General features: G+C 69.5%; 21 protein-coding genes. 7 read left to right on the plus strand and 14 right to left on the minus strand.

Annotated features, from left to right (window positions below; genetic code table 11):
- Positions 1 to 43: 43 nt before the first annotated feature.
- From mmsB to FHX42_RS13495, 4 genes are all read left to right on the plus strand, one after another.
- The gene (gene mmsB, locus FHX42_RS13480) at positions 44 to 937 is read left to right on the plus strand and encodes a 3-hydroxyisobutyrate dehydrogenase (protein WP_182544613.1); all 894 of its coding nucleotides are present in this window, start codon (positions 44 to 46) and stop codon (positions 935 to 937) included.
- 119 nt (positions 938 to 1,056) lie between these two features.
- Positions 1,057 to 1,317, plus strand: a complete 261-nt coding sequence (locus FHX42_RS13485; protein ID WP_220480344.1) for a hypothetical protein — start codon at positions 1,057 to 1,059, stop codon at positions 1,315 to 1,317.
- A 66-nt stretch (positions 1,318 to 1,383) separates the two neighbouring features.
- Entirely contained in the window at positions 1,384 to 1,560 is a 177-nt protein-coding gene (locus FHX42_RS26620; protein WP_235987287.1) for a hypothetical protein, read from the plus strand.
- Between the two features lie 43 nt (positions 1,561 to 1,603).
- The gene (locus FHX42_RS13495) at positions 1,604 to 1,972 is read left to right on the plus strand and encodes a barstar family protein (protein WP_328796102.1); all 369 of its coding nucleotides are present in this window, start codon (positions 1,604 to 1,606) and stop codon (positions 1,970 to 1,972) included.
- An 8-nt stretch (positions 1,973 to 1,980) separates the two neighbouring features.
- Here the strand turns inward: FHX42_RS13495 and FHX42_RS13500 are convergent, their stop codons facing one another.
- Positions 1,981 to 2,952, minus strand: a complete 972-nt coding sequence (locus tag FHX42_RS13500) for a DUF1648 domain-containing protein (protein WP_220480256.1) — start codon at positions 2,950 to 2,952, stop codon at positions 1,981 to 1,983.
- A gap of 188 nt (positions 2,953 to 3,140) precedes the next feature.
- On the opposite strand from FHX42_RS13500, the gene FHX42_RS26625 reads away from it, so the two are divergent.
- Positions 3,141 to 3,776 (plus strand): RNA-guided endonuclease InsQ/TnpB family protein, encoded by a 636-nt coding sequence (locus FHX42_RS26625; RefSeq protein WP_235987341.1) that lies wholly within the window; start codon positions 3,141 to 3,143, stop codon positions 3,774 to 3,776.
- A 147-nt stretch (positions 3,777 to 3,923) separates the two neighbouring features.
- Positions 3,924 to 4,250, plus strand: a complete 327-nt coding sequence (locus FHX42_RS26630) for a transposase (protein ID WP_235987342.1) — start codon at positions 3,924 to 3,926, stop codon at positions 4,248 to 4,250.
- Here the strand turns inward: FHX42_RS26630 and FHX42_RS13510 are convergent.
- The 12 genes from FHX42_RS13510 to FHX42_RS27405 all read right to left on the minus strand — a co-directional run bounded on the left by FHX42_RS13510 (position 4,198) and on the right by FHX42_RS27405 (position 22,134).
- Positions 4,198 to 4,977, minus strand: coding sequence for an enoyl-CoA hydratase-related protein (locus FHX42_RS13510; RefSeq protein WP_182544617.1), 780 nt, complete (start codon positions 4,975 to 4,977; stop codon positions 4,198 to 4,200). The two genes, FHX42_RS26630 and FHX42_RS13510, sit on opposite strands and share 53 nt — an antisense overlap.
- A 62-nt stretch (positions 4,978 to 5,039) precedes the next feature.
- On the minus strand, positions 5,040 to 7,391 hold the full coding sequence (locus tag FHX42_RS13515; protein ID WP_182544618.1) for an ADP-ribosylglycohydrolase family protein: 2,352 nt from the start codon (positions 7,389 to 7,391) through the stop codon (positions 5,040 to 5,042).
- Between the two features lie 18 nt (positions 7,392 to 7,409).
- The gene (locus FHX42_RS13520; RefSeq protein WP_182544619.1) at positions 7,410 to 12,236 is read right to left on the minus strand and encodes a type VII secretion system-associated protein; all 4,827 of its coding nucleotides are present in this window, start codon (positions 12,234 to 12,236) and stop codon (positions 7,410 to 7,412) included.
- A gap of 415 nt (positions 12,237 to 12,651) precedes the next feature.
- A complete protein-coding gene (locus FHX42_RS13525) occupies positions 12,652 to 14,676 on the minus strand; it encodes a CocE/NonD family hydrolase (protein ID WP_182544620.1) in 2,025 nt (674 codons plus the stop codon).
- A 31-nt stretch (positions 14,677 to 14,707) separates the two neighbouring features.
- Positions 14,708 to 15,967 (minus strand): ATP-grasp domain-containing protein, encoded by a 1,260-nt coding sequence (locus FHX42_RS13530; RefSeq protein WP_182544621.1) that lies wholly within the window; start codon positions 15,965 to 15,967, stop codon positions 14,708 to 14,710.
- Between the two features lie 206 nt (positions 15,968 to 16,173).
- On the minus strand, positions 16,174 to 16,935 hold the full coding sequence (locus FHX42_RS13535; protein ID WP_182544622.1) for a sirohydrochlorin chelatase: 762 nt from the start codon (positions 16,933 to 16,935) through the stop codon (positions 16,174 to 16,176).
- A gap of 26 nt (positions 16,936 to 16,961) precedes the next feature.
- Complete coding sequence (locus FHX42_RS13540) at positions 16,962 to 18,314, minus strand: sulfate adenylyltransferase subunit 1 (RefSeq protein WP_182544623.1); 1,353 nt, start codon at positions 18,312 to 18,314, stop codon at positions 16,962 to 16,964.
- Positions 18,315 to 19,274, minus strand: a complete 960-nt coding sequence (gene cysD, locus FHX42_RS13545; RefSeq protein WP_220480257.1) for a sulfate adenylyltransferase subunit CysD — start codon at positions 19,272 to 19,274, stop codon at positions 18,315 to 18,317.
- An 11-nt stretch (positions 19,275 to 19,285) separates the two neighbouring features.
- The gene (locus tag FHX42_RS13550) at positions 19,286 to 20,011 is read right to left on the minus strand and encodes a phosphoadenylyl-sulfate reductase (protein ID WP_182544624.1); all 726 of its coding nucleotides are present in this window, start codon (positions 20,009 to 20,011) and stop codon (positions 19,286 to 19,288) included.
- A 43-nt stretch (positions 20,012 to 20,054) separates the two neighbouring features.
- Complete coding sequence (locus FHX42_RS13555) at positions 20,055 to 20,216, minus strand: hypothetical protein (RefSeq protein ID WP_182544625.1); 162 nt, start codon at positions 20,214 to 20,216, stop codon at positions 20,055 to 20,057.
- Positions 20,213 to 21,925 (minus strand): nitrite/sulfite reductase, encoded by a 1,713-nt coding sequence (locus FHX42_RS13560; RefSeq protein ID WP_182544626.1) that lies wholly within the window; start codon positions 21,923 to 21,925, stop codon positions 20,213 to 20,215. Before FHX42_RS13560 ends, FHX42_RS13555 begins: the two co-directional genes overlap by 4 nt.
- Positions 21,926 to 22,044: 119 nt before the next feature.
- The gene (locus tag FHX42_RS27405; RefSeq protein ID WP_328796103.1) at positions 22,045 to 22,134 is read right to left on the minus strand and encodes a putative leader peptide; all 90 of its coding nucleotides are present in this window, start codon (positions 22,132 to 22,134) and stop codon (positions 22,045 to 22,047) included.
- Positions 22,135 to 22,224: 90 nt separating this feature from the next.
- Here FHX42_RS27405 and hemW point away from each other — a divergent pair, with 90 nt between their 5' ends.
- The gene (hemW, locus tag FHX42_RS13565) at positions 22,225 to 23,451 is read left to right on the plus strand and encodes a radical SAM family heme chaperone HemW (protein WP_328796104.1); all 1,227 of its coding nucleotides are present in this window, start codon (positions 22,225 to 22,227) and stop codon (positions 23,449 to 23,451) included.
- 82 nt (positions 23,452 to 23,533) lie between these two features.
- Here the strand turns inward: hemW and FHX42_RS13570 are convergent, their stop codons facing one another.
- Positions 23,534 to 23,836: a type II toxin-antitoxin system VapB family antitoxin gene (locus tag FHX42_RS13570; protein ID WP_182544628.1), complete on the minus strand. Its 303-nt coding sequence runs from the start codon at positions 23,834 to 23,836 to the stop codon at positions 23,534 to 23,536.
- Between the last annotated feature and the right edge of the window lie 126 nt (positions 23,837 to 23,962).

Genomic DNA, 23,962 nt, shown 5'->3' on the forward strand with positions numbered 1-23,962 from the left:
GCTCGGCCCCGTCAGGTACGTCAATCTCGAGGAAGGAAGTGGCATGGCTGTCATCGGTTTCATCGGGTTGGGCCACATGGGTGGCCCGATGTCGGCGAACCTGGTCGGGGCCGGGCACTCGGTACGGGGCTTCGACCTCACGGCCGAGACCCTGGAGGCCGCCGCCGGTCACGGCGTGACACCGGCCGAGTCCGTCGCGGACGCCGTGCGCGGGGTCGATGCCGTGATCACGATGCTGCCCGGCGGGAAACCCCTGTTGGACTGCTACGGCGACGTTCTCGACGCGGCGGATCCGGGAACGCTGCTGATCGACTCCTCGACCGTCGACGTGACCGATGCCCGCAAGGCCCACGAACTGGCGAACAGCGCCGGGTTCGACTCGGTGGACGCGCCGGTGTCCGGGGGCACGGCCGGAGCGGAGGCGGGCACGTTGACGTTCATGGTCGGCGCCCCCGAGGAGGCGTTCCGGCGGGCGGAACCGGTGCTGGAGCCGATGGCGCGCAAGGTGATCCACTGCGGCGGGGCCGGAAACGGGCAGGTCACCAAGATGTGCAACAACCTCATGCTCGGCGCCTCGATGATCGCGGTGGGCGAGGCGTTCGTGCTGGGTGAGAAGCTCGGGCTCTCCCACCAGGCGCTCTACGACGTCGCCTCGGTCTCCACCGGTCAGTGCTGGTCGCTGACCACGAACTGCCCCGTGCCCGGCATGGTCCCCACCAGCAGGGCAGATCAGGACTACGAACCCGGCTTCGCCGCCGCGCTGATGCTCAAGGACCTCAACCTCGCCGTCTCGGCCGCCGAGCAGAGCGGTACCGAAACCGAGATCGGCCGCCTCGCCTCCGAGATCTACCAGCGTTTCAACGAGGAGGGCGGTGGCGGCTACGACTTCGGTGCCGTCATCAACTCGATCCGGCAACGGTCCGCCGGCACGGGCTGAGCGGGAGGGGCTCGGCGGGTGGGTGACATGCCGTCACGGCCCGGGGGTTCTCGGCGGACAGCGAAATACCGAGGGCGCCGTACGCCTCGTCGAAATCAGGCGTACTCTGACGCGCTGTGATGGAGTGGCTGGTCCTCTGGTGGGACGGGGTCGAGCTGTGGCTCGTACGGCTCCCGTACCCGTTGCAGGTGATGCTGACGCTGGCGGTGCTGGTGCCGCTGACCTGGGCGGTGGCCAGGGTCGTCGACCGCGTGGTCGACGGCCTGTCGGCCCGGGTGACCCGGGTGCGTGGGGCCGAGCCGCCGCTGGGTCGGCGCGATGTGTCCGGTTCGCGTGCCGAGCGGCGTAAGCTCGGGATGGGGGAGCGCAGTGCTTCCTGACCGTCCTGGCCGGGCCGACGGCCTCGGCTTCCTTGACCGCCGTGCCATCGTCGCGGGGAGGACGTCGTGAGCTCCCGCAGGCGTATCACGATCGCCCTCGTGGGACTGATCGTGCTGGTGATCGTCGGGTGGCTGGTGCGCCAGAACACCGGTGGCGACTCCGGAGCGGAGTCGGCGGCCGCCTCGGTCGCGACGGCGCGGCACGAAACCGGCCGGAACTTTTCCTCATCGTTGATCTTGTGAAGCGCTGATGTTTGCTACGAAGTTGCTGAGGAAGGAACCGGCGGTGAGCGAACCGGCTGGGCCTCCTGCCGCCGCCACCGCTCGGCAGGCTGCCGAGGACGCGCGCAGGCGTGGGGCCATTCCGCACGTGCTGGACGGTACGGAGCTGGTCAACAAACGCATGATGCTGTGCGGGATCGCGGCCGTGCTGTCCTTCCCCGAGTGGGCCGGGCGCAACCTGGACGCCCTGCACGACTGCCTGACCGACCTGTCGTGGTTGCCCGAGGGTGAACACGTGCTCATCTGGTCCGGCTACGAGGTGTTGGCCGAGCACGACCCGAAGTCGTATCGGGGCATAAGCTCGGTGTTGCAGGACGCCGCGATCGACTCCGCCCCCGACCGCCCCTTCTCGGCGGTGGTCACCCGCGGCTGACCCGCTTCTCAGCGACCGCCCGCGGCGCGCCGGTCGCGCAGGCCGTTGAGCAGGGCGGCGGCCTCCTCTGCGTCCGGGACGGTCACCGCCAGCGGTTCCCGCTGCTTGCGGTGGACCCACAGGCCGGAACCGGATCGCAGGACGAGCCCGCAGGCGGTGCTGTTGCTGCGCCAACCCCATCCGCTGAAGTCGCGCAAGGGGGCGATGTCGCGGCTGTACGCGGTGCGCAGTTCGGGGACGGGAACGTGGATCCGGGGCAGGCCCGCCAACATGCGCAGCGTGAGCCCGGAGTCGTCGATCTCGACGACGACCCGGGCGAAGGACGCCAGCAGCAGGTACACCGGGATGTGCAGGGCCAGCAGCCACCAGGTGCTCACCGCGCAGGTCAGCACCACTACCGGCAACATCCCCACCATGATCCACCCGATCACCGGGGACGTCTGACTCCGTCGCCAGCTCACCGTCTCGCCGACGGCCGGTTCCCGCACGGGGGTGTGGACGTCGGGTGGCGGCTCGGCCTCGACGGCGGGGGTGCTGCCCGCCGCGAACCAGCCCAGCGCACCGCCCACGGCCATGCCGATCCCGACCGTGCCGATGTGCCAGCCGGGCAGCGTCACCGCCGTGGAGTCGGCGACGTCGAGATGCTCGTGCAGCAGCAGCACGTTGATGGCCAGCATCATCAGGGCGACTCCGCCGGCAGCGGCGCTCATCAACCGCTGCGCGAAGGGATTCCTGCGCATGGCCAGTGCGAGTAACCCGAAAAGGACCCCGAAGCCGAGGGTCACCGTGGGCATGACGAAGGGGAACGCGCCGACGGAGGTGAACCCGTCGGCACGTCCGCCCATGCCGAAATGGGTGGCCAGGCGCTCGGGGAGCCGGGGTAGCCACGTGAGGTAAAAGACCAGGATGACGGCGGCGGCCACCACGGGTATCCCGAACGTCATCCCGACTCGGCGTAAGTGTCCTCTCGGCGTCGTCATCGCGCCTCCTTATCGGTGGAAACCTCGGCGTTCACGCCGGGGAGGAGTCGGTCTCGAATGGTCGTGGCGACCATCCCGTGATCAGGCTTGTGCGAAAGATCGCTGGTACGTGAATATGGTCAGGACGCGGGCGAAGCGGGTGTACGGCCACCGCTTCTACCTCCACTGCGCAGCAGCGGGGCGGGTTGTTGCGCACGTTCGGCTGTGCGCGCAAGGTCTACGATCTTGCCTTGGAGGTGCGGACCGGGGCGTGGTTCACCGAGCAGCGCCGGGTGAAACACGTCGAGACCTCGAAGTTGCTCACCGCGTGGAAGCGCTCCGAGGGGCCGGCGTATCCGGGCGAGGTGTCCAGCGTGCCGCTGCAGCAGGCGCTGCCGCATCTGCGGATGGCGTTTTCGAACTTTTTCGCCCAGCAGGCGCGGTGTCCGCGGTTTGAGTCGCGTCCGTCGGCGGAGTACACCAGGTCGGCTTGCGCGTGGCGTGATGGCCGGTTGAGGCTGGCGAAGATGCCCGAGCCGTTGCACATCGTGTGGTCGCGCCCGTTGCCGGAGGGTGCTGAGCCGTCCACGGTGACGGTCTCGCGTGACGCGGCCGGCCGATGGTTCGTCCCGGTTCCGGTCGAAACCTCGGTGGACCATCACGCGCCGACCGATCAGGCAGTGGGCGTGGACGGGGGAATCGAGTCGTTGGCGACGCTGTCGACCGGCGAAAAGGTCACCGACCCGCAACACGAACGCCGCGACCGAAAGAAGCCGGCGAAGGCACAGCGGGAGCTGCCTCGCGGGGAAGAGGGGTCGAACGACCGGGCCAAGGCCCGCCGGTAGGTGGCCCGCGTGCCCGCGCGGATCACCGACCGATGGAAAGACCACCTGCACAGGGTCACCACTCGACTCGTCCGTGAGAACCACAAGATCTTGATCGAGGATCTTCAGGCGCGCAACATGCCGAAAAACGGCGGGCTCGCCGACGTGATGCGGCTGAAGGTGCGCACGTGGGCGTGCGCAGGCTGCGGCACGACCCACGACCGGGACGTCAACGCCGCAGCGAACATCAAGGCCGCCGGGCTGGCGGCGTCGGCCTGCGGAGCCGGTGTCAGACCTCAACGGGAGACCTTCCGGACGGGGCAATCGGCTGAGAAGCGGGAACTTTCCGGCGCGAGCCGGGAAGGGTTCCCCGGCCCCAGGCCGGGGAACAGTCGCACGGATGACCTTACCCGTGCACAGCATCCACGGGAGTGGACGAGCTTCAGGACGGGCGAGGGGCCCAGCTGGGCCGGCGCTTCTCGGAGAAGGCTCTGATGCCCTCCTTGCCCTCCTCGCCGGCGAAGTGCTCGGCCGACAGCGCGAGCATCTCGGCGAAGTCGTCGCTGAGCTTCGTCGGCCGTGGACGGTGCAGCATCTCCTTGGTCGCCGCCAGCGCCTTCGGACCGCCGAGGGCGAGCATGTCGGTGTAGCGGGTGACCTCGGCGTCGAGCTGCTCGGCGGGAACGGCCGAGTTCAGCAGGCCGATCGAGGCGGCACGCCCGGCGTCGAACTTCTCGCCGGTCAGGAACAGCTCGTGGGCCTGGCGCGTGTCCAGCACGGGCAGCACCGTCACCGAGATCGTGGCGGGGACGACCCCGATGCGGACCTCGCTGAAGGCGAACGTGGCCGTGTCGGCGGCGACCGCGATGTCGCTGGCGGCGACCAGTCCGATCCCTCCGGCACGCGCCGGACCGGCCAGCTTGGTCACGACCGGCTTCGGGCTGGTCCAGATCTGTTCGAGCAGCGCGGGAAGGTCCCGGACCCCCTGCTCCTCGGTGCTCTCCTCGTCGCGCGACTCCTTGAGGTCCATCCCGGCGCAGAACACCGGCCCCGTGTGGTCCAGCACGACCACACGCACCGAATTCTCGTCGATCGAGGCCGTCAGCGCCGCACGTAGTTCCATGCGCAGCCGTGCCGACAGCGCGTTGCGATTGTGCGGCGAATCCAGCGTGATCGTGGCGATGCCGTTGTCCACGGTCCGGTGTACGAGTTCGTCGGCCATACGTCGAACACTAGCCTTACGGTCGTGCTGAGGCCACGGCCGTTCCCGGCTCTCCAGCTCGATCAGGTGGGCGGGTAGCGGGTGGTCCAGGCGGAGTCGGTCGGTGGTCGGGTGCCGAACTCCAGGGTGGCGTCCTCGGCGAGGCGTTCGACGGTCTCGGCGAGTTCCAGGTCGGTGCTCCAGCGGGAATCGATCCCGTTCGCACCGAGCGCGGCTCCCAGCAGCCCTCCGCACACCGCCGCGCAGGTGGCGCTGTTGCCGGAGTGGTTCGCCGCCACGCGGAGACCGGCGTCGAAGTCGTCACCGGACACGAGGGCGGCGTGGAGCCCGATCGCCAGTGCCTCGGGAGCCGTCCAACCGGTGCCGAGCCGCTTTTCGAGTTCGTTCGGGTCGGCGGGGCCGGACGCGGCCAACCTCGCCGCCGCTTCGACACCCCGCGTCACCTCCTCGTGTCCCGGGTGCCCCGACAGCTGGTTCAGCGCGGCATCGACGGCCATCGGCAGTGGCTCCTCGTGCGTCGTTCGGGAGACGAGCACGGCCAGGGCACCCGCACTCAGGTGCGCCGCCGGAGCGCCGTGGGTCAGGGCGGCCGTGTTGCTCGCGACCCGGAAGACCTCGGTGGGATCGTTGCTCCAGAGCGTCGCCGGTACGGCTCGGAGCACGGCGGTACTGCCCCGTGAGTCGCTGACCGGATCCTCGGGGGTGCCCATCGCCTGCTGCCCCTTGGCGAAGGCGATCAGCGTGCGCATCATGGTCCGCCCGGGAGCGCGGGTATGGAACAGGCCGCGTTCCCCGACCAGCCAGCCGTCCGGCTCGGGAGTGCCGCTCAGGAACTCACCGGCCGCGCGTGGCCAGCTCAGATGCTGGGTGTGCAGCCAGCGCTGGTGCGCGTGCTGGAGAGGGCGGATCGGGTCGGTCCCACCACCGTTCCTGCGGTGCACGCCCGCACGGATCATGCCCTCCAGGGTGAACAGCAGGAGCTGACTGTCGCTGCCGAGCCGACCGGACGGGTGTCCGGCGGGCACGTAATCGGCGAGTCCTCGCTCGCCGTGCCGACCCCGGATGTCGTCCCAGCTCTCCGTCGTGATCGGAGTCCCGAACGCCTCGCCCACGGTGCATCCCAGCACGCTTCCCACGAACCGCCGCTGCCAGCGCGCGGGTTCGTCGGGGGAGGCGGTGGGTTCTGGCGACCCCGGTACGGGATAGCGCCGCAACCACGAAGCGGACTCCTCGGGGTGCGGACCGAACTCCGCGGTGGCGTCCTCGGCGACGCGTTCGAGGAGGCCGTCGAGCGTGTCGCGCCAGGCGGCGGGGACGATGGCGGGACCGTTGAGCGCCCCCAGCAGCTGTCCGCACAGCACGGCGGAAGTGACGGTGTCGCCGTGGTGATCGGCGGCCAGGTTCACGGCCGTGGCGAAGTCGTCAGGGCAGGCCAGCGCGACCCGCACGGCGATGGCGAGTGCTTCCGCTCCGGTACGTCCACCGCTCATGGCTTCCAGGTTTCGGCGGCTGGGGCGGTGCCCCACCGGCCGCCGCTGGTCGAACCGCACCGCCCGGCGTATCGGGCCGGTCACGTCGCCGCTGTCGTATCTCAACGCCGCGCGGATGCTGCTTCGCAGGTCGCGGCCGTGCAGCAGTCCGGAGACGGTGACTCCGAGGACACCCGCGGGGACGTGTGCTCGCGGGTCGCCGTGGGTCAGCGCGGTCAGTTCCGTGCCCAGATCGAACACCGTCTCGCCCGCGTTCGACCACAGTGCACCGAGCGCACCGAGCGGAACGGTCGTCGCCGAGCTCGCCCGGTTGGCGGGATGCCGCGTCGTCCCGGAGAGGCCGTTCGTCACGGTGCGTGCCAGGGTCGTGACCATCGCGGTGTCGTCACTGGTGATGCCGCGGGGGAGCTCCTGCGCGGCCAGCCAGCCGTCCGGTTCGTCGGCGAGGTGTTCGTGACCGACGCAGTCACGCCAGGCCACGCCACGGGTGTGCAACCAGCGCCGCAGTCCCGCCAGCGCTTCGTGGACCGGTTCTTCGACGCCGCTGGTCCGCGCGCGGGTGTGCGCCCGGATCAACCCTTCCAGGGTGAACAGCGTGGCGGTGGTCCGCTCGCCGGGGCGCCCCCGTGCCAGTGCTTCCGCCGCGGATCCTCCCAGCACCAGTCCCAGTACCCGGCCGGCGGAGTCGGGGAGGTACCCGGACGGCCCGAACAGCCCCGTGGACGGTGTGGACGACGACGGCCGCTCGTTCAGCCGGTGCCGCAGCGCCGTGACTCGGAGCGGGCGCGCGGCCGGAGAGCGGTCGTACCGCCGCCAGGCACCGAGCAGGGCGTGTTGGATCGTGTCCGGCTCGTTCGGGGCGGTCCCGCGGTAGCGGCGCCACATCGCGAGCAGGATCCTCTCGGACTCGTCGAACCGACTCATCGTCTCGTCCACGGTGACCTACGTGACGTAGGGCTTGGCCCAGCCCGGCACGGGCTGCTCGCTGTGGATCTCCGCGCCGATCCGCTGTTGGTCGGCCAGCAGCTCGTCCAGGACCTCGCGCAGCTCCAGGGCCCGCGACCACTCCGACGGGATGTCCCCGGATCCGCGGACGGCACCGAGCAGACTGCCGCAGATCGCCGCGGTGGCCGGGCTGTTGCCGGAGTGGGACGCGGCCAGCGACACGGCATCGACGTAGGAGTCCGGGTGCGACAGGGCCGCGGCGAGCGCGATGGCCAGGGCCTCCGGCGCCTGCCAGCCGGATCCCAGCTCCTCCAACGACTCCGACGGGACGGGTCCCTGCTCGGCGAGCTTCACCGCCGAACGCAGCCCCAGCGCGGTCGCCTCGCACCCTTCGAACTTGTCCAGCTCGGCGAGGACCTCGTTCACACCGTCGACCAGCGTCCGCCCCTGCGACAGGGTGCTGACCAGGCCGGCGAGAGCCCCGGCGGGCAGGTAGCCGTCCGGCCCGCCGTGGGTGACCACGGCGACTTCCGCGCCCAGGGCGACGGCTTGCGCGCATTCGCGGGTGTGGAAGCCCACGACCGCACCACGTGCCGTGGCGGTGGCGTTGGTCGAGGCGTTCGGCGGAGCGGCGGGTGTGGGAACGGCATTGTGACCGCGCCACCGCGCGAGGGCCGTCAGGGTGGCCTCGTCCGGGAAGCGCTGGGCCCGCAGGATCGAAAAGCGGTCGAGCGCGCTGGTGAACAGGGTGGGTTCGAAAGTCGTCCCCTGGGCGTTCAGCCAGCTCTCCAGCGTGTAGCGCACCATTCCCGGCAGGTGTGCGGAGATGCCGCGCATGATTCCGCGGATGTTGGCCCGGATGAAGCCTTCGAGGAGGAAGGCGGTCTGTTGGGTGACGGCCGTGGCGGCCCCGCGGCGTCCGAAGGCCGTGCCGAGTTCGCGAAGTCCTTCGGGGTGGTTCTTTCGGATGTCGGCGAGATCGGTGAACATCCAGGGCGCACCGAGCGCGTCCCCCACTGCTCCCCCGAGGACGCAGCCGGCCAACCGTTCGTCGAGATCGAGTTCGACGGGGGTCTGTGCCGGAAGCAGGTTTCGCTCCCGCGTCTCGGTGTTGTCGCCTACGATCTGGGCGGCGCGTCGTTCGCCGAAGGCCTCCACCAACAGCGTGTACAACCCCTGCGACAGCTCGACCGGGGTGCCCTCGTCACCGTCGCGGAATTTGCGCCAGGCCGCCAGCAGCCGCAGCTCCTCCTCGGAGAGCGGGTCGGCGGCGTCGTCCGATTCCGCGTCCTCGGTTCGCTCGGTCTCGATGGCTTCCTGGACCGAGGCGACCGCCGCCGGAACCGGATCGGCCAGCTCGGTCAGATTCGGTTCCGAGTTCACCGGGGCAGGGGAGCGCAGCGAATCCCGTGGCGCCGAGCGGTGGCGATCCTGCTCGTCCGCGGTGGTGGGCGAGGCCCCCGGGTGCTCCGCGGGCTCGGAGTCCGCCTGCTCCACCTCGGTGGCCGAGGCGGAGTCGTTCTCGTCGTCCACGGCCTCCGTACTCGGTTCGGGGGTCGTGGACGTGACGGGCTCCCGTGCGGATGTTTCCGGTGTCGTCGGGACGGGTTCCTCCGGTGCCACGAGCTCCGCGGAGTCCCGCGGGGCGATGTCGTTTCCGGTGGAGAGCTCGACCACGGCACCGACGGGATAACGTTCCAGCCATTCGGGTTCCTCGGGCGGCTGGGGGCCGAACTCACGGCACGCGTCGGTCGCCAGTTGCTCGATGACCTCCCGCAGCTCCAGCTTGCTCCGCCACTGCTCGGGGATCGCCTCCACGCTCAGCAGCGCCCCCATGATGTTGCCGCAGAGGGCGGCGGTGGAGTCGCTGTCCCCGGAGTGGTTGGCCGCCAGTGTGACCGCTTCGGAGAACGAGTCCGGTCGGACCGTCGCCGCGTACACGGCGATGGCCAGCGCTTCCTCACCGACCCAGCCGCCGCCGAGCTCCTGCTGGATCTTCTCCGCACTCGGCTCGCCCTCGGCGGCCAGGTTCCGCGCGCGCCGAATTCCGGCCGTGGTCTCCTCGTTGTCGTCCCAGACCGACAGCTCCCGCAGCGCACTCTCCACGGCGTCGGTGAGCGAGTGCCCGACGAGCAGCTCTCCGATGATGACGGCCAGTGCACCGGCGGGCAGGAAACCGCTGGGATGACCGTGGGTGAGGACCCCGGTCACCGCTCCCACGCGGAAGACCTCCGCAGGGTCCTCGGACCACAGTCCCACCGGGGCTGCTCGCATGACACCACCGCACCCCTTGGACTCGTTGAGGCGGTGGGTGAACGAACCGGGTTTCCTGCCGCTGGCGTAACCGTGGAGAGCCTGTACGCAGGTCGATCCGGGGGCGCGTCGAACGAAAAGACCCTTCTGCTGGATCAGCCACCCGTCCGGTCGGGTGTCGGCGATCGGCCCCCCGGCGTCCCGCCACTCGAAACCCTGGGTGTGCAACCAGCGCTGGTAGGCGTACTGCACCTGCGTTCCCGGTTCCGTCTCGCCGAACAGGCGGCGCCGGATGCTGGCCCGGATGAGCCCTTCCAGGGTGAACAGCGTCATCTGGGTGTCGTCGCTGATCGACCCGCCTGGGCGGTGGGCGTCGACGAAGTCGGTCAGACCCGCTCGTCCGTACTTCTCGCGGATCACTTCCAACGAGTCGAACTCGACGGCGTAGCCGAGCGCGTCGCCGACGGACCCGCCGAGCAGGCACCCCAGCACCGCCTGGGACCAGTCCGCGTGGTTTCGCCGTTCGGCCGCGCGTTGCCCACCGGGGTCCGGTCCGGCGATCTCGGCGGCGTTCGTCGGCTCCGCTTCCCCGGGGTTTTCCGTTTCCTCGGAGGTTTCCGGAGCTTCGGGTTCCCCGCGCTCGGCGGCCTCGACGGTGGGCAGGGTGGAGACGAAGGAAAGCGAGGCGTGTTCGGGCGTGGGGGGATAGCGCAGGGACCATTGTCCGTGGTTCGGTGGCTGCGCGCCGAATTCGAGCAGCGCTTCGGCGGCCAGCGTCTCGATGGTTTCCCGTTGCCGCAGATCACGCAGCCACACGCCGGGCAGGGCCGAGGAACCGTACAGCGCTCCGACGATGTTGCCGCAGAGCGCGCCGGTGGAGTCGCTGTCCCCCGAGTGGTTCACCGCCAGCATCACGGCAGCGGACATGTTCTTCGTGCTCAGCGCCGCGCACACAGCGATGGCCAGCGCTTCGTGACCGGCCCAGCCCCCTCCCAGCGCGTCCTTGAGCTGTTCCGGAGTGGGTTCTCCCCGGGAGGCGAGTTCCACGGCCTCGCCCAGCGCCCGATCGGTCCCTTCGTGCCCGGCATAGCCGACCAGCAGGGACCGCGCCTCATCGACCGAGTTCCGCAGCGGACTACCCCGCAGCAGCCGGTGCACCAGCACCGCCAGCACTCCAGCGGGCAGGTAGCCGTCCGGTTTCGAGTAGGTCAGGGCCGCGGTGGCACTGGCCAGCTCGAAGACCTGCTTCGGGTCCTCGGACCACAGGGCGGCTCCGACCGCCCGCACCACGCCCCCGCAGCTGTCGGAGTCGTTGATCGAATTCACGAAGGTGCCGGGTGCGGCACCGGAGGCGAAGTCCCGCAGCGCGGTGATGCCCCCGCTGCCCGGGGAGCGCACGGAGAACAGCTCGTGTTGACCGACCAGCCATCCGTCGGGTTCGGGGTGGTCCGCGGCGAACGGGCCCGCCGCTCGCTGCCAGGTGTATCCCTGGGTGTGCAACCAGCGCTGGTAGGAGAACTGGACGGCGGGCAACGGCGTCGTGGCCAGGCCGTGCCGGACGGCCACGTGCCCGCGGACCAGTCCCTCCAGGGTGAACAGACACATCTGGGTGTCGTCGGTGAACTCACCCGGCCGGTCCCCGTCGCGGTCGTAGTCGGTCACACCGCGCTCGCCGTAGCGACTGCGGATCTGGTTGATCGGGTAGAACTCCACCGCCGCGCCGAGAGCGTCCCCGATCGCCCCGGCCAGCAGGGATCCCAGAAAGCGGCGCCCGAAGTCGGACTGCGTCGCTTCCGTGGCCGCCTGCTCCGAGGGGGAGGTGTCGGTGGGTTTGCGAGGTTCCTGCTCGACGGGCTTCGGCGGTGTTTCGGTCCTGCCCGCGGCGACGGGTTGGGTGGCTTCCGGCGGGGAGCTGTTCGGCGCTGCGGCGGGAGTGGGGGCGCCCTGCTGGGAGGGGCCCGCCGGTGCGGTGTTCTGGGGCGGAATCGCCCGGACCGGAGTGGCGCCGGCCACCTTGATCAGTTCCTCCCCGGGGACCCTGGCCTTGACCGAGCTGGTCGGGTTCACCTGGAGGTCCATCCCGGCCGGTTGCCGGGTGGCCAACTGCCTGCCGGTCATGCGTTGCCAGGTGGTCCAGTTGGCGGGTAGGTAACCATCGGAGGTGAACACCTGTAGCTGGCGTCGTCCGGACTCGTGTTCGAGCGTGAACAGCCCGTTTCCCTGGGGTTGGGCGAACAGGATCAGCTCGGCGTCCAGCAGCGCGTTCAGCAGGGTCTGGCCCTGGGCATAGCCGGTGGTGCTCAGTTGCAGGGCGCGTTCCACGTCGTTGGTCGGAGCGGGCAGGCGCAGCGCCACCGGGGACGGCCGGTAGTTCGGGTTGGGCGAGAAGTCCTCTGTGATCTCCCCGCGCTCGTCGACGCGGTAGCCACCGATGAATCCCCAGGGCGGCACCTCCGTCTGGGAGTCGGTGAAGATCGGGTCCACCACGTACAGCCAGGTGTTCGGTTGCTTGGTGGCCTGCTCCCGCATCGCCGGTGTGATGACCGGTCGGCTCGGTTGCTGGGTGTTCATCTCCCGCTGTTTCCCCCGATTCCTCGCTCCAGCCTCGGTCCCTGCGGCACCTCGACGAAGGTTTCACGCCCGGGAACTCCTCCGATGAGGGCCGCCTGCCTCTTCGACGTGCCGGTGCTGTGATTGGTTCCGCGTGGTGCTGTCTCCGTACTCTCTCATGACCGCAAGGGGTGAAGCTGAGAGTGCGGTGAGAACTCTGCGTGATTATCCGCTCGACATCACGGGGTGGCGCACCGGCCCCCGGAGGGCAGCGGCCGGAGTGTCGGGGGGACTTCCGAGCCGCTGCCGGGGTGCGCCCGCTGTGGGCGGCACGGGCGAATCATGACGGAATGCCGGACGTCGGTGCGGTAGCTCGATGAAATTTCACCGCAACGGCCCAGGGATTCCGCCGTGTGGAGCAGCGTCCACAACGGATTCAGACGTGATCGCGTGGAAACGTGCGCTGCCAGTTCCGCGAGAACACCCGCTCCGTACCCTCGTAGGCGTCGAGGGTGGCGTGCACCCGGAACTCGGTGGGAGTCGAGGTCAACACCGTGTGAGTCACCGTCTCGGCCTGCCAGTCCCCCCTGGCGAACCGCATCGTCCAGGTGTTCTCGCCACGCACGGAGTTGAAGTCGTCGCCGACCCAGCTGTAGCGCTCGTAGGCGTTGCGGGTGAGCTCCAGGTCGATGTCGTCCAGATGTACCGTGCCGAGGTCCTTGACGACCTCCAGCGCCGACTTGTAGTCGACGAGGTCGCGGGAGACCGTCCAGCGACCGTCCCCGGAACGCAGTTGGGTCTCGGTGATGGGCGGGCACCCCTCCGGTTCGTCGAACGGGTACTCCGAGATGTTGTCGGGCTCCGTGGTCGGGCGAATCGGCAGCTCGATGCTGCTGCGTTTCGTGTGCACGGTCAGCTGCACCGGTTCCGGCGGTGGCCAGGCGAGCGGCCAGTAGGACGTCGAGATCGACAGCCGTATCCGGTGGTGGGGGGGAAACCGTTGCGCGCACCCGTTCAGGTACACCTGCGCCTGGTAGGTCTCTCCCGGAACCAGCTTCTCCGGTTCCGCGTTGCTGTGGCTGTGCGTCAGGTTCAACAGACCGTAGGTGACACGCGTGGCCCTGCCGTCCGGAGCCACATCGGACAACCGCGCCGCGACCATCGCCACCGGCCGGTCCACTTCGAACGACAGGTTCAGCACCGGAGCGCCGAGAAACTCGACGTGCTCGGACAACTTCGCGCTGTCGAAGACCAACGAGCCGCCGTCGTCCTCGCGCTGGTCGTAGGGCAGGTCCGGCGGTGCGTTGTAGGAGCACCACTTGCCGGCGAACTGGCCGACCGACAGCGGTGACTCGATCGTCGCCGACCGCTCGGCGACCTCCTCGTCGGGTTCGGCGAGGATGCGTGGCCCCAGGGTGTATTCAACCGGGTGCACGTGCGGCGAGGGCCAGGACGGTTCACCCACCCAACGCCCCGGACGCTGCTCGTAGGCGGTCGACGGCGGCATGCTGTCCTCCATCCAGACGTGGAGCATGGGGCCGTCCATCGCGTTGTTGTCGACGTCCTTGAGCCAGTGGTCCCACCAGCGCACGACTTCTTGCAAGAAGCCGACCGCCGGGCCCGGCTTTCCCAGGTGCGGGTACTTGTGCGACCACGGGCCGATCAGCCCCTTGCGGGGGACGTCGAGGTTCTCCATCAGGCGGAACACGGAGTTCGAGTACCCGTCGGCCCAGCCGCTGACCGCCAGCACGGGGCAGTTCACGTCGGAGAAGTCCTCGCAGATCGAACCGTGCCGCCAGTAGTCGTCACGTCGCTGGTGACGCAGCCACTCCTCCAGCCAGAGCCCGCTGCCCTCCAGTCGCTCGTGCCACATCTCGCGCCAGCGCTCGCCGACCAGCTCCGGATCCGGAGGGCAGGACGTGTAGGCGAACATCACCGATGCCCAGGACAGGTTGTCGCTGAGCAGGCAGCCGCCCTTGTAGTGCACGTCGTCGGCGTAGCGGTCGTCGCTGGACGAGACGGTGACGATCGCGTGCAGGCTGTCCGGGCGGCGCGCGGCGAGCTGGAGGGCGTTGAAGCCACCCCAGGAGATCCCCATCATGCCGGTCCGCCCGCTGCACCACGGCTGCCGTGCCAGCCAGTCCAGCACCTCCTCGGCGTCGCGGAACTCCTGTTCGAGGTACTCGTCGGTGAGCACGCCCTCGGAATCGCCACTGCCACGCAGGTCCACGCGAACGGAGGCGTATCCGTGCCCGGCCAGGTACGGATGGTGGATCGAGTCGCGGAGCGCCGTGAGATCGCGCTTGCGATAGGGGATGAACTCCAGCACGGCCGGAACCGGTCTCTCGTCCGAGGAGACCGGACGCCAGATCCGGCCTGCCAGTCGGGTCCCGTCCGAAAGGGGAATCCACACGTGCTCGTCCTCGTCGACCTCGTGCGGCAGGGACGTCACGGTTCGCATCGCACACCTCCTGGAGGCGCGGTTCGGTTGGTCAGTCGAATTCGTAGGGCAGCGCCCGGACGCACCGCTCGTACTTGTCCTTCAACTCGTCCTCGGTGTCGGCGCCCACGTTCACGATCGCGTAGTTGTAGCTGTAGCTGTCCTGACCTCTCAGGTCGGAGAGGCGGTCGCCCTCGCGCGCCGTCGGATTCACGAGAACACCGGGGATGTCGCGCTGTACGGCTTCCACCTCGTCGAGGGTGGGAGCGCGGCGGACGACGGCGTCGGAGAAGCGGCGGCAGAACCACTTCGCGGCCACCGCGTAAGGCCCCTGCCGATGGGGCATCTCGGGTGGGCGCCGCGTCGCCAGGTGGACCATGCACTGGTGGTTGGACACGCCGTCAACCTGTTCGAAGAGCATCGCGTGGGACTGCGACTGGCGTGGGTTGATCTCCAGCAGGTGGATGGCTCCGGTCTCCTGGTTCCAGAAGTACTCGATGTTGAACACCGAGCGCAGGCCGATCCGGGTGATCACGCGTTTGGACGCGTCGGTGAGTCGGTCGGTGACCTCACGCGGGAGCCGTGAGGGGTACTGGTAACGCTGAAAGCAGGGTGTGCCCTCGTAGTTGTAGGAGTCGATCACGCCGTAGACGTGGATCTCGTCACCGTCGTTGTAGCCCTCGACGGTGACCTGACGTCCCGACACGGCCTCTTCGGCCAGACAGTGGTGACCGCCCACTTCGGCGATCTCCGGGGGCAGGTCGGCGTAGGACAGCGCGAACTCGAAGGGGTTGCCCACCCGTCCGATACCGGCGCGGATCTCGGCCAGGGCCGACCTGAACCCCTCGTCGTCGTCGACCCGGAACGCCAGCTCGGAGGAGTACGCCTTCACCGGCTTGACCCACATCGGGTAGCCGACCGACTCCGGGGGAGTCTCGTCGTCGAGCTCGACCAGGCCGAACCGCGGATGTTCGTCGATCGCCTTCGCCTGCTCCAGACGGCTCCAGTACTTGTGCTCGCACTTGAGCACCGCCTCCAGGCTCGCGCTGGGCAAGCCCCAGTGGTGGCACAGGATGGGCACCATCGAACTCACCGGGAAGTCCCAGTATCCGACGATGGCATCCACAGAGCCCTCGAAAGCCTCCAGCTGGGCGTTCGCCTGGTCGAGCAGCCCGCGCAGGTCGATCTCGCCCTCGACGAGTTCCTCGACACTGAGCAGGGGGTGGAAGCGGTACTCGGAGCTGTCCTGGAGGTTCTCGAGGGGCTTGCGGTTCTGCTCGTCCAAACCGAGGACGAAGACATTCTTGGGCATGGGCCGTCTTTCCTACGCGATGGTCCCCGGAAGCCGTGCCGAGGGGGGAGAGGAGCTGTCGGGTACGGCTGTCGGCCGCTGAACAGGACTCATCGCGAGAGGAATGCCCCGGGCGCCGTGGTCGTCAAACCCGTGGTCGTCGCGGCGCCCGGGCGGGTGGCGGAGTGGGAAACCGGGCTTTTGCCGGGAACGGGTCCGGGCGTTCGTTATCGCGGACTGCCCGGCAGGAGGTCCTCGGTCCGGTCGACGTCGGTGTAGCGCTGGAGGACGAGCTCGACGAGCCGGGGGTGGTCGGCCATCGGTTCGGCGATCGTGGGATCGCGGACTTGGTCGTGGGCGTGGCCGATGACGCGGTCCGGGAGCAGGCCGGGGGCCAGGAACCACGAGCCGATGGCGAAGCGGCGTGCGCCTCGTTCCCGCAGCGTTCGCACGGCTGCCGGGACGTCGGGTTCGGCCGCGGCGGCGAACGCCGCGACGGCCCCGGCCCAGGAATTCTCCCGCTCCCAGCGGGCCGCCACCTCGGAGACGAGGCGATTGGCGGGGGCGTACGAGGAGCCCGCCCCCGCCAGGATCACGCCCAGCTCCGGATCGTCGGAATCGACACCCGCCTGGAGCAGCCGATCCCGGGCGGCCCCGGCCAACCGCTGGTCGGGGCCCAGCACCCCGGCGGTGCGCACCCGGAACCCGGGATGGCGCCGCTCGGCTTCGGAGGCGACGCGGGGCACGTCCACGCGAGCGTGGAAGGCGTGCCCCAACAGCAGCGGGACGATCACGGCCTCGGAGTGGCCGTGATCGTGGACCGCGTCGAGCACGTCTTCCACCCGGGGATCCGACAGATCCAGGAACGCGGTGCGCACGTCCAGGTCCGGTCGCTCGGCGCGGACCGCGTTCAGCAGGGCGTGGATCGCCGCGGCTGACCGAGGATCGCGACTGCCGTGGGCGACCGCCACTAGTGGTGCGTCGCTCATGAACCTCTCCTCGACCGTGGACTCCGCTACGCCACGGAGTCGGCCAGGGTGCTCAGCGGCAGGCCGACGAGTCCCGCCGCCAGGGTGGTGCCGTCAGAGGGGTCGATGACCAGGAACGACCCGGTGCGGCGGCTGTCGGCGTAGTCGTCGATCGGCAGTGCCTCCGAGGTGCGTAGCTGGACTCGGCCGATCTCGTTGAGTTCCAGGGCCTCGGGAGTGTCGATCTTGGACAGCTGCTGCTCGTCGAACCGGGCGGACAACTCCACGACCTTGGCCTGCACACTGCTGGCGCCCTGCTTGACCAGCACACGCGCTCCCGGCCGCAGCGGTTTCTCGGCCAGCCAGCACACCGTCGCGTCGAGCTCGTCGGTGACCCGTGGTGCCGAGTCGGCGGAGGCGATGAGATCGCCGCGGGCGATGTCGAGATCGTCCTCCAACAGCACCGTGACCGACCGCCCAGCGGCCGCTCGCGTCGTCGGACCGTCCGGTGTGTCCACCTGGGACACGCGGCTGCGTGCGCCCGCGGGCAGCACGACGACCTCGTCGCCCTCGGCGATCACTCCGGCCGCGACCTGTCCCGCGTATCCCCGGTAGTCCGGGTGCTCCGCGGTGCGCGGGCGGATGACGAACTGCACCGGCATCCGGAACGGCGCGTCGTGCGGGTCCGGAGCCACCGGCACGGTCTCCAGGTGCTCCAGTAGCGACGGGCCGGAGTACCAGGGGGTGCGCTCGGAGCGTTCGACCACGTTGTCGCCGTGCAGCGCCGAGACCGGCACGGTCACCACGTCCCGGGATCCGTAACCCAGCGCCAGCGCGTGCCGGGTGAACTCCTCGGTGATGCCGGTGTAGGTCGACTCGTCGAAGTCCACCATGTCGATCTTGTTGACGGCCAGCACCAGCCGCGGTACTCCCAGCAGCGCCAGCACCGCCGCGTGCCTGCGGGTCTGCTCCAGCACACCCTTGCGCGCGTCGACCAGCAACACCGCCAGCTGAGCGGTCGAAGCGCCCGTGACCGTGTTGCGGGTGTACTGCACGTGCCCCGGTGTGTCGGCCAGCACGAAGCTGCGCTTGGGCGTGGCGAAGTACCGGTAGGCCACGTCGATGGTGATGCCCTGCTCGCGTTCCGCACGCAGTCCGTCCACCAGCAGCGACAGGTCCGGGGAGTCCAACCCGCGGTCCGCGCTGGCGCGGTGCACCGCGTCGAGCTGGTCGGCCAGCACCGACTTGGTGTCGTGCAGCAGGCGCCCGACCAGCGTGGACTTGCCGTCGTCGACCGAACCGGCCGTGGCCAGCCGCAACAGATCGGTGTGCACCGGCAGTGAGACCTCCGTCCCGCTGTCCGGTGCGGTGCGGGTCAGGGTGTTGGTGTCGTCTGTCATCTAGAAGTAGCCCTCCCGCTTGCGGTCCTCCATCGCGGCCTCCGACACCCGGTCGTCGGCCCTGGTCGCGCCACGCTCGGTCAGGCGGCTGGCGGCGACCTCGGCGATCACGTCGTCCACCGTGTAGGCCTCCGACTCGACCGCTCCGGTGCACGAGCCGTCGCCGATCGTGCGGTAGCGCACGGTCTTCTCGGTGACGGTCTCGCCCTCGCCGGGACCGCCCCACGGCCCGGACGTCAGCCACATGCCGTCGCGGGCGAAGACCTCGCGGCGGTGCGCGTAGTACATCTGCGAGAGCTCGATCTTCTCCCGCTGGATGTAGCGCCACACGTCCAGCTCGGTCCAGTTCGACAGCGGGAACACGCGCATGTGCTCGCCCGCCCGGTGCTTACCGTTGTACAGGTTCCACAGCTCGGGGCGCTGCCGCCGCGGGTCCCACTGGCCGAAGGAGTCCCGCAGGCTGAACACGCGTTCCTTGGCCCGGGCGCGCTCCTCGTCCCGACGGCCCCCGCCGAACACCGCGTCGAACCGGTTCTGCTCGATGGCCTCCAGCAGCGGCTGGGTCTGCAGCGGGTTGCGCGTGCCGTCCGGCCGCTCGGACAACCGGCCGTCGTCGATCCAGTCCTGCACTCGTGCCACGACCAACCGCAGGTCGTGACGCGCGACCAGATCGTCGCGGAAGCCCAGCACCTCCTCGAAATTGTGCCCGGTGTCGACGTGTAACAACGGGAACGGCACCGGCGCGGGCCGGAAGGCCTTCAGCGCCAGGTGCACCAGCACCGTGGAGTCCTTGCCCCCGGAGAACAGGATCACCGGGCGGTCGAACTCCCCGGCCACCTCCCGGAAGATGTGGATCGCCTCGGACTCCAGCGCGTCCAGGTTGTCCACCTGGGGCGGCGCCTCGGGTGCCGGGGTCTCCTCCAGCGCGAGGTCGTCCACCTCGCTCGTTCGTACGGTCATGATTCCTCCGCTCAGCCGTGCAGGCCGCACTCGGTCTTCGACGTGCCCGCCCAGCGACCGCTGCGCGGATCGGCACCCGGCGCCGGTTTCGCCGTACAGGGTGCGCACCCGATCGAGGGGTAACCCGCCGATACCAGCGGGTTCGTCAGCACATTGTGTTCGGCGATGTAGGCGTCCATGTCCTCGTCGGTCCATGCGGCCAACGGGTTCACCTTTACCAGGTCGTTTCGCTCGTCCCAACTGACGATGGGAGTGTTTGCCCTGGTCGGCGCCTCAACGCGACGTACGCCAGTGACCCACGCCTCGTACCGGGACAACGTGTTGCGCAGTGGCAGGACCTTGCGCAGGAAGCAGCAGCGGTTCGGGTCGCGGTCGTAGAGCCGCTCCCCCTCGCTGGCATCCTGCTCCGGCACTGTCTGTTCGGGCATCGCGTTGACGATGGTGACGTCATAGGTCTGGCTCACGGCATCGCGTGTGCCGAGAGTCTCGGCGAAGTGGTAGCCGGTCTCCAGGAACAGCACGTCGACACCGGGCCTGGCCCTGGCCGCCATGTCGACGAGCGAAGCGTCCTGCATGTTGGAGGCGACGATCAGGCCGTCCCCGAAGGTCTCGGCCGCCCAGCGCAGCGCTTCGGAAGCCGATGCCTCGGCCAGTCGCGGCGCTGCGTCGTCCACGATCGCGCGCAACTCCTCGTCGCCGCGTCGCATTCCGGGATTCGTGGTGGTTTCGGCAGTCATGGATCCTGGCTCCCTCGCGTGGAGATGATCGGTCTCGGCCCCGCTACTCCAGGGCCAGTCCCACGAGTTTCACGGTGAAGACTCGCCGGCAGGACTCACACTTCCACGCTCCCGTCGGCTCGGCTTCGGGCATCAGGTCCTCGTCACCGCAGTAGGGGCAGTAGAACGGAACCGCCCTGCCCTCCGGGCTCGGTTCGGCACTCACTTGAGCTCCTCGTCCCCGACGCGGTCGACCCACTGGCGGAACAGCTCGTCCTCGGAGCGCTGGTCGAGGTAACGACGCACCAGCCGCTCCACGTAGTCACCGAGCTCGGACGAGGTGACCTTGTGGCCGCGGATCTTGCGGCCGAAGCCCGGATCGTGGCCGAGGCCGCCACCCAGGTGCACCTGGAAACCCTCGACCTGGTTGCCGTCGGCATCGGTGACGAGCTGGCCCTTCAGACCGATGTCGGAGACCTGAGTCCGCGCGCAGGCGTTGGGGCAACCGTTGAGGTTGACCGTGACGGGGTTGTCGACCTCGCTCTGCACGTCGGCCAGCCGCTTCTCCAGGTCCTCGATCAGATCGGTGGCCCGGTTCTTGGTCTCCACGATGGCCAGCTTGCAGAACTCGATGCCGGTGCAGGCCATCACGTTGCGCCGCCACGAGGACGGCCGCGCCCGCAGCCGCAGCTCGTCGAGGTCGGAGATCAGCGTCTCGACCTCGGAGCCGGGCACGTCGAGGAACAGCAGGTTCTGCTCGACGGTGGTGCGTACCCGCCGCGAACCGACCCGCTCGGCGGCGTCGGCGGCGGCCAGCAGCGTGGAACCGCTGACCCGGCCGGCCACCGAGGTGACACCGACGTAGTAGTTGCCGTCCCGCTGCTCGTGGACCCCGACGTGGTCACGCGGGCCCTCCGGGATCGGTGGGGCGTCACCGTCGATCAGCTTGCGCCCGAGGTACTCGTTCTCCAGCACCTCGCGGAACTTCTCCGCGCCCCAGTCGGCGACCAGGAACTTCATCCGGGCCCGGTGGCGCAGCTTGCGGTAGCCGTAGTCGCGGAAGATCTGCACGACCGCGTTCCAGACCTCGGGCACCTCCTCGCGGGGCACCCAGCTGCCCAGCCGGACCGCGAGCTTCGGGTTCGTCGACAGGCCACCACCGACCCACAGGTCGAAACCCGCGCCGTGCTCGGAGTGCTCGGCGCCGATGAACGAGATGTCGTTGGTCTCGTGCACGACGTCCTGACGCGGGGATCCCGAGATCGCGGTCTTGAACTTGCGCGGCAGGTTCGACAGCGACTCGTCGCCGATGTAGTGGTCGGCGATCTCCTTGATGGCCGGGGTGGCGTCGACGATCTCGTCGGCGGCGACGCCGGCCACCGGCGAACCCAGCACCACGCGCGGGCAGTCGCCGCACGCCTCGGTGGTGTAGAGGCCCACCGACTCCAGCTGTTGCCAGATGGCCGGCATGTCCTCGACCCGGATCCAGTGCAGCTGGACGTTTTGCCGGTCGGTGATGTCGGCGGTGTCGCGGGCGTAGGTCCGCGAGATCTCACCGATGACCCGCAGCTGCTCGGTGCTCAGCGCACCGCCGTCCACGCGGACGCGCAGCATGAAGTACGAGTCGTCGAGCTCCTCCGGCTCGATCGTGCCGGTCCGCGCGCCGGGGATGCCGGGAGCGCGCTGGGTGTAGAGACCCCACCAGCGGAACCGGCCACGCAAGTCGGCCGGATCGATCGAATCGAATCCCTTGTAGGCGTATATGTTCTCGATGCGTTGCCGCACGTTCAGCGGGTTGTCGTCCTTCTTGGAACGTTCGTTGCCGTTGAGCGGCTCGCGGTGCCCCAGTGCCCATTGGCCCTCACCGCGGGACTTGCCCTTGCGAGCGGGAGTGCGACGCTGGGGTTGGCTCGGGGCTTCCGTCGGGGGGACCATCGTCGGAACCTCCGGGTTGACATGGCGCGGTAACGCCGCATAGAAAGTCCGTCGGGGTGACGGTTCTCACGGTCGGCGTCCCCCGCGCCGACTGGATAGTACGGAACGCGGCGGCGGGGCTAGCCCCTGCTCCGGCAGAGCGCGCTCGACACCCGCCGCAAATCCACGTAGCGGCGGGCGACCAGCAGCAGCGTCGTGGTCGCGTCCATGGCTTTCAGCGTGCCATGCGCCTACGAAGCGGTCCAACACCATCCGCATGGTGGGACACCGTTGAAGAGCGAGGCTGGGACACTGGAGGTGTGAGCACGCAACCCACCGGCGATCCCGCCCCCGAAGACGGCTCGCTCCCCGCGAGCGCGCTGACGACGCTGGGGCGGCGCCCGTTCGGTGTCTACGTACACGTGCCGTTCTGCGCCACGCGCTGCGGTTACTGTGACTTCAACACCTACACCGCCGACGAACTCGGCTCGTCGGCCGGTTTCGACGGCTGGCTCGACGGACTCCGGGCCGAGCTCGAGCTCGGTGCCCGGGTGCTGGCCGCCGGCGACAATCCCGTTCCCGCGGCCGAGACCGTGTTCGTCGGCGGCGGGACGCCCTCGCTGCTCGGGGCCGACCGGTTGGGCGAGGTGCTGGGAGCGATCCGCGACACTTTCGGTCTGACGGCCGGAGTCGAGGTCACCACCGAGTCCAACCCCGAGTCGACCTCCCCGGAGTTCTTCGAGGGGCTGCGGCGAGCGGGCTACACGCGGGTCTCGCTGGGGATGCAGTCGGCCGCCGAGCACGTGCTGCGAGTGTTGGAGCGCAGGCACACCCCCGGGCGCGCGGTCGAGGCGGCGCAGGAGGCGCGGGCGGCCGGGTTCGAGCACGTCAGTCTCGACCTGATCTACGGAACGCCGGGGGAGAGCACCGACGACCTGCGGGCGTCGCTGGACGCCGTCCTGCGTGCCGGGGTGGACCACGTCTCGGCGTACTCGCTGATCGTGGAGGACGGTACGGCGATGGCTCGCAAGGTCCGGCGCGGTGAGCTGCCGATGCCGGACGAGGACGTGCTGGCCGAGCGCTACGAGCTCATCGACGAGGTGCTGAGCGGCGCGGGCCTGGGGTGGTACGAGGTCTCGAACTGGGCCTCCGGCGTCGATGCCCGCTGCGGGCACAACATCGGGTACTGGCAGGGCGGTGACTGGTGGGGCGCCGGTCCGGGAGCCCACAGCCACGTCGGTGGTGTGCGCTGGTGGAACGTCAAGCACCCCGCCCGTTACTCGACGATGCTGGGCGAGGGGAAGTCACCGGCGGCGGCTCGCGAGGTCCTCGACACCGCGGACCAGCGGGTCGAACGGATCATGCTGGAACTGCGGTTGGCCGACGGTCTGCCGGTGGAGGTTCTCGACGACGCCGGGTTGCTCGCCGCCAAGCAGGCGGTGGCCGACGGACTGCTGCGTGCGGAAGCGCTGGAAACGGGCCGCTGCGTGCTCACCGACCGGGGCCGTCTGCTCGCCGACGGCGTCGTCACCCGCCTGCTGGGGTGAGCGCCGGTAGCGCTCCACGTGGTGCCGCCCCGCGACGAGCTCTCTCGTCGCGCTCGTGGACGAGCACGCACGACACCTGAGCTCAGCGCAGCGCGTCGAGTTCGAGGACGCGGGCGTGCAGGACCGTGCGTTGTTGCAGGGCGGCACGCAGCGCGCGGTGAATGCCGTCCTCCAGGTAGAGCTCGCCGCGCCACAGCACCGCGTGGGGGAACAGGTCGCCGTAGAAGGTCGAGTCCGAACTGAGCAGCCGGTCGAGCTTGAGCACGGTGGTCGTGGTCACCAGCGTCTCCAGGCGGACCTGACGCGGTGGGATTCTGGACCAGTCCTTGGTGGTCAGGTGGTGTTCCGGATAGGGCCGACCTTCACGGACGTCCTTGAAAATCACGGGTGAACGGCTCCTCCTCCACCGGCTGCGGTGTCCCCGGCGCTGCCGTACCGCCGGACGTTACCCGCCGGTTCACCGAGGTCGAGCGTCCCGTGTTCGCCGGGTTTGGTGCGGCGAGTACGTAAA

This window comes from Halosaccharopolyspora lacisalsi, assembly GCF_014137975.1.
Classification (GTDB): domain Bacteria; phylum Actinomycetota; class Actinomycetes; order Mycobacteriales; family Pseudonocardiaceae; genus Halosaccharopolyspora; species Halosaccharopolyspora lacisalsi.